We start from the raw sequence: 13085 nt of genomic DNA on the forward strand, positions 1-13085 counted from the left end.
GATCGACTCCGGGCTTTTTGCTGTCGAGCGCCCAGCGCCTCACAACAACAAGAACCGAGGTCATACATGACGACTGCTCTACGACAACCCACGCTATCCGCTCAGTGCCTGGCCGAATTTCTCGGAACTGCCCTGCTCATCTTCTTCGGTACCGGCTGTGTCGCCGCGCTCAAGGTCGCCGGTGCCAGCTTCGGCCTGTGGGAAATAAGCATCATCTGGGGGGTCGGGGTGAGCATGGCGATCTACCTCACCGCCGGTGTGTCCGGCGCGCACCTGAACCCGGCAGTCAGCATCGCGCTGGCCGTATTCGCCGGCTTCGACAAGCGCAAGCTGCCGTTCTACATGCTCGCCCAGGTGTGCGGTGCATTCTGCGGCGCCGCGTTGGTGTACTTCCTGTACAGCAACCTGTTCTTCGATTTCGAACAAAGCCACGCCATGCTGCGTGGCAGCCAGGCCAGCCTCGAGCTGGCCTCGGTGTTCTCCACCTACCCGCATCCAGCGCTGTCCACCGGGCAGGCCTTCCTGGTCGAAGTGATCATTACCGCCATCCTGATGGCGGTGATCATGGCCCTGACCGACGACAACAATGGCCTGCCCCGCGGCGCCACCGCGCCCCTGCTGATCGGCCTGCTGATCGCCGTGATCGGTAGCGCGATGGGCCCGCTGACCGGCTTTGCGATGAACCCGGCGCGCGATTTCGGGCCTAAACTGATGACCTTCCTGGCCGGCTGGGGTGAAATTTCCCTCACCGGCGGGCGCGATATTCCGTATTTCCTGGTGCCGGTGTTTGCGCCGATCCTCGGTGCCAGCCTGGGCGCGGCCCTGTACCGCGGGCTGATCGCCCGCAACTTGCCGACGACACAAGCCGTGACCCAGCAGACAGACGATAATCCTCAGGGCGACACCCAGGTTTCCTGATGCCAGCGCCGGGCCCGGACCGCAAGGCCGGCGCCCGCCACGCCCTGACCTACTCCCATATTCGTGCAAGGCCACCGACATGACCGATACCCTGGACAAGAACTACATCATCGCCCTGGACCAGGGCACCACCAGTTCGCGCGCCATCATCTTCGATCGCGACGCCAACGTGGTGGGCACCTCGCAGCGTGAGTTCGCCCAGCACTACCCACAGGCGGGCTGGGTCGAGCACGACCCGATGGAAATCTTCGCCACCCAGAGCGCGACCATGGTCGAGGCCCTGGCCCAGGCCGGCATCAGCCACGCCCAGGTCGCAGCCATCGGCATCACCAACCAGCGCGAAACCACCGTTGTCTGGGACAAGGAAACCGGGCGCCCGGTGTACAACGCCATCGTCTGGCAATGCCGGCGCAGCACCGAGATCTGCGCCCAGCTCAAGCGCGACGGCCATGAGCAGTACATCCGCGAGGCAACCGGCCTGGTCACCGACCCGTACTTCTCCGGCACCAAGCTCAAGTGGATCCTCGATAACGTCGAGGGCGTGCGCGAGCGCGCCGAGCGTGGCGAGCTGCTTTTCGGCACCATCGATACCTGGCTGATCTGGAAATTCTCCGGCGGCAAGGTGCATGTCACCGACTACACCAACGCCTCGCGCACGCTGATGTTCAACATCCACAGCCTGCAATGGGACGAAAAGCTCCTCGATATCCTCGGCATCCCAAGCCAGATGCTGCCCCAGGTTCGTCCGTCGTCCGAAGTCTACGGCCATACCAAGAGCGGCATCGCCATTGCCGGTATCGCCGGCGACCAGCAATCGGCGCTGTTCGGCCAGATGTGCGTGGAACCCGGCCAGGCCAAGAACACCTACGGTACCGGGTGCTTCCTGCTGATGAACACTGGCGACAAGGCGGTGCAATCGTCCCACGGCCTGCTCACCACCATCGCCTGCGGCCCGCGTGGCGAAGTGGCCTACGCCCTTGAGGGCGCGGTCTTCAACGGTGGTTCCACCGTGCAGTGGCTGCGCGACGAACTGAAGATCGTCAACGATGCCTACGATACCGAGTACTTTGCCAGCAAGGTCAAGGACAGCAACGGCGTTTACCTGGTGCCAGCCTTCACTGGTCTGGGTGCGCCCTACTGGGACCCATACGCCCGCGGCGCGCTGTTCGGCCTGACCCGTGGCGTCAAGGTCGACCACATCATCCGTGCCGCCCTTGAGTCGATCGCCTACCAGACCCGCGACGTGCTCGACGCCATGCAGCAGGACTGCGGCCAGCGCCTGTCCGAACTGCGCGTGGACGGTGGCGCGGTGGCCAACAACTTCCTCATGCAGTTCCAGGCCGACATTCTCGGCACCTGCGTCGAGCGTCCGAAAATGCGCGAAACCACAGCGCTGGGCGCGGCCTACCTGGCGGGCCTGGCCTGCGGTTTCTGGAGCGGCCTGGACGAGCTGCGCGACAAGGCGATCATCGAGCGCGAGTTCAGCCCGCAACTGGACGAAACGGCCAAAGAGAAGCTGTACAAGGGCTGGCGCAAGGCTGTCGATCGCACCCGCGACTGGGAAGATCACGACGACTGATCCCACAAGCATCGCGGGGCAAGTCGCAGCGGCGTACCGCCGATGCGACTTGCCCCGCGGTAAGCCTTTACGCATTAACCAGACTGGTCCTACACCACGACCTACGGCATCATTGCAGAATTTGTCCGGCTGCCCCAAAGGACCGCCCATGAATCTGCCTCCACGCCAACAACAAATCCTCGAGCTGGTCCGCGAACGCGGCTATGTCAGCATCGAGGAAATGGCGCAGCTGTTCGTCGTCACCCCACAGACCATCCGCCGCGATATCAACCAGCTCGCCGAAGCCAACCTGTTGCGCCGCTACCATGGTGGTGCCGCCTACGACTCGAGCATCGAAAACACCGCCTACGCCATGCGCGCCGACCAGATGCGCGACGAGAAGCAACGCATCGCCGACGCCGTGGCCCGGCAGATTCCCGATCATGCCTCGCTGTTCATCAACATCGGCACCACCACCGAATCCATCGCCCGCGCCTTGCTCAACCACAATCACCTGAAAGTCATCACCAACAACCTGCACGTGGCGGCGATCCTGGCGGCCAAGGACGACTTCGAGGTGTTGGTGGCCGGCGGCACGGTACGCCGCGACGGTGGCGTGGTCGGCCAGGCGAGCGTCGACTTCATCAACCAGTTCAAGGTAGATTTCGCCGTGGTCGGCATCAGCGGCATTGACGAGGACGGTAGCCTGCTGGACTTCGACTACCAGGAAGTACGGGTATCCCAGGCAATCATCGCCAATGCTCGCCAGGTGCTACTGGCCGCGGACTCTAGCAAGTTCGGCCGTAATGCCATGGTTCGCCTGGGCTCGATCAGCCTGGTCGACTGCCTGGTGACCGACCAGGCGCCTTCCCCGGCCCTGACCCAACTGCTCAACCAGTACAAGATCCGCCTCGACGTGGTTTGAGACCAAGGGCCTCGCCCCGCCCCTTGCGTACCGCTGGGTCGAGTACCGTCCCGGCGGCACTTGATCTCTGCCTTGCAAATCGACACCCTGCCTTTTCGCAAATGTTCATTTCCCTGTCATCCGATCAGTTTTTTCTATGAAGACTGACTGGCAGCCGCCTGTTCATTACGCTACTATTTTCGGAAACGAACATTGATGTTCGCATTCGATGTGAACAGCCCCAGGAGGCCTTGCCCGTGTCCCAGCCCGTTTCGTCCCAGCCACCCCTCCAAGACTGCTACGACCTCGCCGTTATCGGCGGTGGCATCAATGGCGTGGGCATTGCTGCCGATGCCGCCGGGCGCGGCCTCAAGGTGTTCCTTTGCGAAAAGGACGACTTGGCCCAGCACACCTCCTCGGCCAGCAGCAAACTGATCCACGGCGGCCTGCGCTATCTGGAGCACTACGAGTTCCGCCTGGTGCGCGAAGCGCTGGCCGAACGCGAAGTGCTGCTGGCCAAGGCACCGCACATCGTCAAACCCATGCGTTTTGTGCTGCCTCATCGCCCGCACCTGCGCCCGGCCTGGATGATCCGCGCCGGTTTGTTCCTTTACGATCACCTCGGCAAGCGCAAGCGCCTGGGCGCTTCGCGCAGCCTGCGCTTCGGCCCTGGCTACCCGCTAAAACCCACCATTACCCGCGGCTTCGAATATGCCGACTGCGCCGTCGATGACGCCCGCCTGGTCGTGCTCAACGCCATGGCCGCGCGCGAACACGGTGCCGACATTCTCACCCGCACCCGCTGCTTGCGGGCCGAACGTGTCGATGGCCTCTGGCAGGTAGACTTGCAACACGCCGATGGCAGCCTGCAGACCATTCGTGCGCGCGCCCTGGTCAACGCCGCCGGCCCATGGGTCGCCAGCTTCATCAAGGACGACCTCAAGCTCGACGCGCCGTACGGCATTCGCCTGATCCAGGGCAGCCACCTCATCGTGCCGCGCCTGTACGAAGGCGACCACGCCTACATCCTGCAGAACGAAGACCAACGCATCGTCTTCTGCATCCCTTACCTGGACCGTTTTACCCTGATCGGCACCACCGATCGCGAGTACAGCGGCGACCCGGCCAAGGTAGCGATCACCGAGCAGGAAACCCACTACCTGCTGAAGGTCGTCAACGAGCACTTCAACCATCAACTGAGCCAAGCCGACATCCTGCATACCTACTCCGGGGTGCGGCCGTTGTGCAACGATGAGTCGGACAACCCGTCGGCAGTGACTCGCGACTACACGCTCGCCCTCTCCGCCCAAACAGGTCAGGCACCGCTCCTGTCAGTGTTCGGCGGCAAGCTCACCACCTACCGCAAGCTGGCCGAATCGGCCATGGCTGAACTCAAGCCCTTCTTTACCCAGATGCGCGGCAGCTGGACTGCCGACGCGCCACTGCCAGGCGCTGAAGGGATGACAACGGTGCAGGCGCTGATCGATGCCGTACTGGCACGTTGCGGTTGGTTGCCTGCCGACATCGCCAAACGCTGGGTGCTCACCTACGGCAGCCGTGTATGGCGGCTGCTCGATGGCATTGATGGGCCCGAAGGGTTAGGACAGGCTATCGGGGCCGGGCTGTTCACCCGCGAGGTAGACTACCTGCTGAAGGAAGAGTGGGCTGAGCAAGCCGCTGACATCCTCTGGCGTCGTACCAAGCTGGGCCTGTCGCTGACCGCGCAGGAACAGATGGCTTTGGAGGCGTATCTGCAGCAAGTCCGCAAGCTGCGTGCCAATAGCCGCGCAGCCTGACAGTGACCGTGATGCCCTCTTGATGGTTCAAGAGGGCGTCCCCGGCCAACGCTCGTGGGCTTCGCGCGCCAAACGCACCAGCAACGCCCGCTCGCTGCGTTCGTAATCAGTCCTCAGGGCTTCACAGCGTTGTAGAAACTCGCTTTCGTTGATCACTTGCTCATCGACCTGAGCCTGCAACGTCTCCATACGCCGGTGCAGCGGCTGCACCAGCTCTTCAAATCGCTGCGCATGAAACTCCCGCGCGTACTGCTCCCAAAACGGTCGCAGGGCCAACGATTGAATCAGGGCATCGACCGATTCATTGCTCAGCACCATGTCCTGCGCGCGCAGCAGATCACTAGTGGTGATGTTCGCAAAACCGGGGTAATGCATTTCGTCGATCTCGATCGGCAGGCCCAGAGGATGCACAAGCCGCTGCCGGTAGAACAGCCTGACCTCGATTTCATCGACATGTGGAGCGTGCTCGGCATGCATGCGTTGCACGTGCAGCGCAGCCAGGCGGTCGACCTCGTCGAGCCTGGACAGACCACGGCCCAACCCCAGCAAGCGGGCTTCGATCCGGTGACCATGGGCATCTTCAACAGCGCGCTGCACCAGCACGCCGAGCTCCATCTGCTCCAGTAGCAGGAGAAGCCGGTCTTCACAGCTGCGAGGGCCAGATGCCTCGAGAAAGATCTGCTGGCGCAACTGCTCATGCTGTTCGCAGGATTCCAGTATGCGCCAGATACGGCTGCGGTAATGCCCGGAGTGCTGCTCGAAGTCCTCGGTGTGAGCGAAGTCTGCCAGGAAGCGAAACAGTCCTTGCGATTGTGGTTCTTCAAGCAGTGCTGTCCAGGTCGCCTGCTGGCGGTCACGCTCGGCGGAATCTGCGGCACTGCTGGCCCAACTGTTGAACAAATTGCTGTCAACCGCACGATGCCGTGCGGACGCTGCCCCCCATTGCCCCGGGCTCAGCCCGCGGGCTTCATCGAGCAGTGCTTCGTCAGCTTCGTTCAGCGGGTTGTCGTGCATGGACATCCGTTGCACCTGAAGGCGCAGCTGTTGCACCTCTCGACGTAGTGCGCGAATGTTGTTGTTGCGCAAGTCCACAAAGGCACGAAACGAAACCCGCTCAGGTAACGCCTCCAGGCCGGCAGAGCGCAGGTTGACCTCCCGCAAATTGCCCAGACGGGTCAATACCGGTGCCCTCCCCAGCGGGTTTTGGCTGAGGTCGAGACGTCGCAGTGCGCTTGTCCCGGCAAGCCGCAGTTCCCCGCCTTCGTCCATCACCACCCTGTTGCGCCGCAGATTCAAATACCGCAGCTGGGGCATCTGCTCAATGCCCTCGGGGATTGCTGCCAGGCGATTACCGGAAAGGTCGAGCTCCACCAGGTTTGGAAAACGCCTGAGAAAATCCCCTTCGATTTCAGTCAGGCCCATGTCAGTCAGGATCAGACGCCGGACATGGTGAAAGCTTACCCCCTGCGGTAAATCGGGCAGGCTACCGACTCGCTCGCCGTCGATAATCAGCGCGTAGTCGCCGCGCTCATCGGTAATCTTTCGACGCCAACTGCGCCGTATCGCCGCGGCGACCCGGCGCCGGCGCAGCGCATCCAGCGGATTACTGGTGTCCCTGCGCCACTGGCGCAACCCTCGACGCAGGCTCGACAACTGGTCCATCAGCTGGCCGTAATGTTCCCAGAGCCCTTCCCGCCGCTCCGTGAGGTCGAACAGATAGGTTTGTAGTTCTTCGTCCGTCAATGTCGGAAAAACCTGGTGAATACCACGCGCCATCGCGCGTCGGCTGCTCTGGCCTCGGCCACTCAAGGGGTAACCGATACGCCCGTCACCCAACCGGGTCGGCGGCCGCAGGCCGGCGCCCAGGCGCGCCATGCCGCACAGCTCGGCCGCCTGACGGCGATCATTGGCGGCTGCTTCGATCAGCAGCGTGCCCAAGCCGTCAGGGCTGACACCGGCATCGCCAAGATCAGCTGTTTGCGTCTCGTCAAGCGCAGCCAGCACTGCCGCCAGATAGGAGCCAGAAGTGGAATGCCCCGCATAGCGGTAGCCGTCGCTGCGGCGCACGATACACCGTACGTCCGGGGCATCCTCTGGGCCAATACCGGCCAGATGCCGGCCGCTCTGGCTGCCTTCGCGCACTTCGATTCGCAGAGCGTCCGGCCAGGTTACCTGACGCTTCAACAAGCCCAGGGCCAAGCGTTCAGTATCGGGATTGACGCACCGCGGCAGGCGCAAACCGGCGCACGCCCGGTCCAGGCGGCTTTCGCGCAGTGACCATCGGGCGCGCTCGGCCACTGCCAGCGGAATGCGCTGTGCGTCGCTGAGCGTATCGAGTTGGGCCCCGCTGCATTGCTGCAGGACCTCACGCGTGCAGCGAATCGACAGGCCCGGGAATGTTCGCTGCAGTATTCGCTCACTGCCCTTGGGCCGCACCTGCCGCGCGGCAACGTGCTGGGCCAGTCGCGGCGCGCTGAAGTCCGGATGTTGCTCATGCGCCTGATGAAGCTCCAGGGCATCAAGCAAGCGTGCGGGTGCGCTCATGTGTTCCACATGCAAACGGCGAATCTGTGCTTCAGTGAACCCGGTCACCTGAAGCAGATAGTCGCAGGTTGCCTCCGGCAGCTCTGCCAGTGGTGCACTCAGGCGACGGACCAGACTGGCCCGTCCTGCCCAATGCTGGGGAGCTTCCAGTTCGTGGCGCCAGCCGCCGCCACCGTTCTCTTCGACAACCGGCCGGTAGGCACTCCTGCGACCCGGGTGCATGATTCTCGAGCGGCCGTCCTGAGGATCGTCCACAACCCGATAACGCCCCTCGTCGACATGCCAGAGCCACTCCTGTGCGCCTACACGACGTACAGGCTGGGCATCGTAACCCGGCAGGTCTGTGGCCATGAGTTTGACCTTGCCTGCGGAGGTGTACACCGGAGCCAGGTCATCCACGAAAGCCAAGCGTTCAACGGCATGTATGGCAAGTTTGCTGCCGCCAGCGATCAGCACGCCGGCTACCACGTTCTCGGCAACGTTGAATAGGTGGTTCAAGGCCCCTTCGCGATCACCCATGCGCCAGTCTTCATACCCTTCGTAGACTTCGCCTGCAATCTGTACCGCGTTTGCCACCACCAGCACGGCACCGAGCGCCGGCACGAAGAAACCGGCCACATTCAGCAGATTCAAACCCAGCTCCCTGTAGCCCTGCATGCGCGCCTCCCGGTCCTCGTCGTCTTCGACATCGGTGGGCACGGCGAGTACCTTGGCGTCATCCATGATCTTGGCGAGGTATTGCCTGCGCAGGTGTTCAAACGGCATGCCGGAGACTGGGACAGAACGGGCATCGAGCTCCACTGCGCCTGCGCGCGCCTCTGAAACCCGCTCGTTCAATACCCGATAGAAATTGATGCGCTCACGCTCGCTGACAAAGCGTGCAAAAAAACGTCGATACGCCGGGTCACGGAAACGCTCGCCAAGATGCCGGTTCAGCGCAGCCCAACTGGCATGACGGGAAACAGGTACATGAGGGTCGTCAGGTATCCAGAGAACCACGGACTCCACTGCCTCATCGGCCGAAGGGCGCACTTCCAGCGCCAGCACCCCTTGCACCGAGCGACCCAACAGGTACAACTGACGAGGCAACAGCGTGCCTACCAGCGCCGGAACCACCGGCTTTTCGGTCACCTGTGGCAACAGCAAGAAATAAGTGCGCTCGTCAATATCGCCTTTGAACGCAGCGATCCGCATAGCCACTTCGAAATTGGCCCTGAAATTGGCTTCGAACAGCTCGTGCAAACGGGAGGTCGCCTGGCCCGGCTCATCCTCCGGACCATCTTCAGGCTGTAGATGGCGCGCCAATAACGCCTGGTACTTGCCACCTACGTCAATCTCGCGACACGCGGAGGCAAACGCATGAAAGCTTATCGGCAGGCGAGTGCCCTTGCAGTCGACCAGGTCTCCCTTGAGCCGCAGCCCAGGACGTGTTTCCGCCCGGTGGTAGTTATGCAACGCCGCCTCCAGCAATGACCGCTTGGAACGACGAACGTAGGTGGGATGCGGCAGCGCCGGGGATACGGTAGGCACCACCAGCCGCTGCGAGACGCGCACCTTGCTGCCAGTCACGTCCGGGTTGCTGATACCGCTCGCGCGCAGTTTCGGTTTGAGCAGGTCTTTTGCAAAGGTATGCAAGGAGGGAATTGCTTTCAGGATCGGATCAAGCCGGGCCTGGCACAGGACCTGGCGGCGCAGGGCATGGCGAAGGGCATCGAGCCTTTCCGGTTGCGTGTGGTCCACCAGCCATCCAGGCAGGCGTTGGGCGATAAGGGTATCAATGGAATCGCTCGGGGGCTGATCAGTTGGCATGGGCGGGCCTCGGCTGGCAAAGCGCATAGCACACCCAGTCAGCGCCCCTGCCGTGCATTGCATAGTTATCGCTTCGGCCTGCATGTCAGCGCCTTGCGTTCGGATAGCCGAACGCAAAGCCGCGGATCGTTCGGCAGGTCGAACACCTGCGGATTCTTCCAACAGTCAAACTCACGCAATGACAAGTCGTTAAGGTCGACAGCATGGCTTGGCACGAGTCATGCTCTACACTTGGAAGCCGAATGCACACCGCTTCATGCTGTATTCGTTGAACGAAAGAGTCCGCCAACGGCTCCATAAAAAAAACAAACACGTCGAGGAAAATTTGATGCGCATCGTTCGTCAATTGCTGGGCGCCGCCATCGCGGCCGCTGTCATCGCATCGCCGGTCATGGCTGAAGAGCTGACCGGTACTCTGAAGAAGATCAAGGATTCGGGCACCATCACCCTGGGCCACCGCGACTCCTCCATTCCGTTTTCCTACCTGGCAGGCAAGCCGGAGCCTGTGGGCTACTCCCACGACATCCAGCTGGCCGTCGTCGAAGCCCTGAAAAAGCAACTGGGCACCGACATCAAGGTCAAGTACAACCTGGTCACCTCGCAAACCCGCATCCCGCTGGTGCAGAACGGCACCGTGGACCTTGAGTGCGGCTCCACCACCAACAACGTCGAGCGCCAGCAGCAGGTCGGCTTCTCGGTGGGGATCTTCGAAGTCGGCACCCGCCTGCTGACCAAGGTCAAGGATGGTCAACCGTCCTATAAAGACTTCCCGGACCTGGCCGGCAAGAACGTGGTGACCACCGCCGGGACCACCTCCGAGCGCATCCTCAAGGCGATGAACGCCGACAAGCAGATGAAGATGAACGTGATCTCCGCCAAGGACCACGGCGAAGCCTTCAACATGCTCGAAGGCGGCCGCGCCGTGGCCTTCATGATGGACGACGCCCTGCTGGCCGGTGAAATGGCCAAGGCCAAAAAGCCTGGCGACTGGGTCATCACCGGCACGCCACAGTCGTACGAAATCTACGGCTGCATGGTGCGCAAGGAGGATGCTGCGTTCAAGAAAGCGGTCGACGAAGCCATCGTTGCCTACTTCAAGTCGGGTGAAGTCAACAAGAGCTACGACAAGTGGTTCCAGCAGCCAATTCCGCCAAAGGGCCTGAACCTGCAGTTCCCGATGAGCGACGAGCTGAAGAAGCTGATCGCCGAGCCGACCGACAAGGCAGCGGACGAGAAGAAGTCCTGATCTCCGGCAAATAGTGGCCTGAAGCGCATCCGCGCGAATCCATCCAACAGGCCACTTAGTTAGTGTCTAACCTTTACATCCGAGGGCGTCGAACGCCCCCGGATGTATCGAGGTGCCCGTGAAACAACCGTCTGAGGGGAAATCCCGATGAATTACAACTGGGACTGGGGCGTGTTCTTCAAGTCCACCGGCGTGGGCAGCGAAACCTATCTGGACTGGTACATCACCGGCCTGGGCTGGACCATCACCATCGCCATCACCGCCTGGATCATCGCCTTGCTGCTGGGCTCGCTGCTCGGCGTGATGCGTACCGTACCCAATCGTCTGGTGTCAGGGATCGCCACCGCCTACGTCGAGCTGTTCCGCAATGTGCCGCTGCTGGTGCAGCTGTTCATCTGGTACTTCCTGGTGCCGGACCTGCTGCCCGAAGGCTTGCAGGAGTGGTTCAAGCAGGACCTCAACCCGACCACCTCGGCGCTGATCAGCGTGGTCATCTGCCTGGGCCTGTTCACCGCCGCCCGTGTCTGCGAGCAGGTGCGTACCGGCATCCAGGCGCTGCCCCGCGGCCAGGAGTCGGCCGGGCGCGCGATGGGCTTCAGCCTGTCGCAAATCTACATGAACGTGCTGCTGCCCCAGGCCTACCGGATCATCATTCCGCCGCTCACTTCGGAATTCCTGAACGTGTTCAAGAACTCCTCGGTGGCCTCGCTGATCGGCCTGATGGAGCTGCTGGCGCAGACCAAGCAGACCGCCGAGTTTTCCGCCAACCTGTTCGAGGCGTTCACCCTGGCTACGCTGATCTACTTCACCCTGAACATGGGCCTGATGCTGCTCATGCGCATGGTCGAGAAGAAAGTCGCCGTGCCTGGCCTGATTTCCGTGGGGGGCAAGTAAATGGAAATGGATTTCAGCGAAATCATCCCCGCGCTGCCCGCTCTGTGGGACGGCATGCTGCTGACCCTGCAGCTGATGGTCATGGGCGTGGTTGGCGGTATCGCCCTGGGTACCGTCCTGGCCCTGATGCGGCTGTCGTCGAGCAAGCTGCTGGCCAACGTCGCCGGCGCCTACGTCAACTACTTCCGCTCCATCCCGCTGCTGCTGGTGATCACCTGGTTCTACCTGGCGGTGCCTTTCGTGCTGCGCTGGATTACCGGTGAAGACACCCCCGTGGGCGCGTTCACCTCTTGCGTGGTGGCGTTCATGATGTTCGAGGCGGCGTACTTCTGCGAAATCGTGCGTGCCGGCGTGCAGTCGATCTCCAAGGGCCAGATGGGCGCCGCGCAAGCGCTGGGCATGAGCTACGGCCAGTGCATGCGCCTGATCATCCTGCCCCAGGCGTTTCGCAAGATGACCCCGCTGCTGCTGCAACAGAGCATCATCCTGTTCCAGGACACCTCGCTGGTCTACACCGTCGGCCTGATCGACTTCCTCAACTCGGCCCGCGCCAACGGCGACATCATCGGGCGCTCCCACGAGTTCCTGATCTTCGCCGGTGTCGTCTACTTCCTCATCAGCTTCTCCGCTTCCTGGCTGGTCAAGCGCCTGCAAAAAAGGATCGCCGTATGATTTCCATCAAGAACGTCAACAAGTGGTACGGGGACTTCCAGGTACTGACCGACTGCAGCACCGAGGTCAAGAAGGGTGAAGTGGTGGTTGTGTGCGGCCCGTCCGGCTCGGGCAAGTCGACCCTGATCAAGTGCGTCAACGCACTGGAACCGTTCCAGAAGGGCGACATCGTGGTCGACGGCACCTCCATCGCAGACCCGAAGACCAACCTGCCCAAGCTGCGTTCGCGGGTGGGCATGGTGTTCCAGCACTTCGAGCTGTTCCCGCACCTGTCAATCACCGAGAACCTGACCATCGCCCAGCGCAAGGTGCTCGGTCGTAGTGAGGCGGAAGCCACCAAGAAGGGCCTTGCCCTGCTCGACCGCGTCGGCCTCGGCGCCCACGCCAAGAAACACCCCGGCCAGCTGTCCGGCGGCCAGCAGCAGCGCGTGGCGATCGCCCGCGCCCTGTCGATGGACCCGATCGTCATGCTGTTCGACGAACCGACCTCGGCACTGGACCCGGAAATGGTCAACGAAGTGCTGGACGTGATGGTCGAACTGGCCCACGAAGGCATGACCATGATGTGCGTGACCCACGAGATGGGCTTCGCCCGCAAGGTCGCCAACCGGGTGATCTTCATGGACAAGGGCAACATCATCGAGGACTGCCAGAAGGAAGACTTCTTCGGCAACCCCGAAGGCCGCCACGAGCGTACCCAGCACTTCCTCAGCAAGATCCTGCAACACTAAGTCGGCCACAGTG

9 protein-coding genes are annotated in these 13085 nt (G+C 62.2%); 8 read left to right on the forward strand and 1 reads right to left on the reverse strand.

Annotated features, from left to right (window positions below; genetic code table 11):
* The first annotated feature begins 66 nt into the window (after positions 1-66).
* The 4 genes from KHO27_RS16340 (at position 67) to glpD (ending at position 5176) form a co-directional block, all read left to right on the forward strand.
* Positions 67-918, forward strand: a complete 852-nt coding sequence (locus tag KHO27_RS16340) for an MIP/aquaporin family protein (RefSeq protein ID WP_110701959.1) — start codon at positions 67-69, stop codon at positions 916-918.
* Positions 919-997: 79 nt separating this feature from the next.
* On the forward strand, positions 998-2497 hold the full coding sequence (gene glpK, locus KHO27_RS16345) for a glycerol kinase GlpK (protein WP_110701957.1): 1500 nt from the start codon (positions 998-1000) through the stop codon (positions 2495-2497).
* Between the two features lie 148 nt (positions 2498-2645).
* A complete protein-coding gene (glpR, locus tag KHO27_RS16350; protein WP_023629017.1) occupies positions 2646-3401 on the forward strand; it encodes a DNA-binding transcriptional repressor GlpR in 756 nt (251 codons plus the stop codon).
* 236 nt (positions 3402-3637) lie between these two features.
* Positions 3638-5176, forward strand: coding sequence for a glycerol-3-phosphate dehydrogenase (gene glpD, locus KHO27_RS16355; RefSeq protein ID WP_214500487.1), 1539 nt, complete (start codon positions 3638-3640; stop codon positions 5174-5176).
* 27 nt (positions 5177-5203) lie between these two features.
* On the opposite strand, the gene KHO27_RS16360 is transcribed toward glpD, so the two are convergent.
* Positions 5204-9529 carry an NEL-type E3 ubiquitin ligase domain-containing protein gene (locus KHO27_RS16360; RefSeq protein ID WP_214500488.1) on the reverse strand — a complete coding sequence of 1442 codons (4326 nt, stop codon included), beginning with the start codon at positions 9527-9529 and terminating at the stop codon, positions 5204-5206.
* Positions 9530-9857: 328 nt separating this feature from the next.
* Between KHO27_RS16360 and KHO27_RS16365 the strand changes: the two genes are divergently transcribed.
* The 4 genes from KHO27_RS16365 to KHO27_RS16380 all read left to right on the forward strand — a co-directional run bounded on the left by KHO27_RS16365 (position 9858) and on the right by KHO27_RS16380 (position 13072).
* On the forward strand, positions 9858-10775 hold the full coding sequence (locus tag KHO27_RS16365) for a glutamate/aspartate ABC transporter substrate-binding protein (RefSeq protein WP_110701951.1): 918 nt from the start codon (positions 9858-9860) through the stop codon (positions 10773-10775).
* Positions 10776-10922: 147 nt separating this feature from the next.
* On the forward strand, positions 10923-11669 hold the full coding sequence (locus KHO27_RS16370) for an amino acid ABC transporter permease (protein ID WP_214500489.1): 747 nt from the start codon (positions 10923-10925) through the stop codon (positions 11667-11669).
* Positions 11670-12341, forward strand: coding sequence for an amino acid ABC transporter permease (locus KHO27_RS16375; protein ID WP_023629013.1), 672 nt, complete (start codon positions 11670-11672; stop codon positions 12339-12341).
* On the forward strand, positions 12338-13072 hold the full coding sequence (locus tag KHO27_RS16380) for an amino acid ABC transporter ATP-binding protein (protein WP_038706667.1): 735 nt from the start codon (positions 12338-12340) through the stop codon (positions 13070-13072). Before KHO27_RS16375 ends, KHO27_RS16380 begins: the two co-directional genes overlap by 4 nt.
* Positions 13073-13085 lie beyond the last annotated feature (13 nt).

Source organism: Pseudomonas sp. RC3H12 (assembly GCF_018596375.1).
GTDB lineage: Bacteria > Pseudomonadota > Gammaproteobacteria > Pseudomonadales > Pseudomonadaceae > Aquipseudomonas.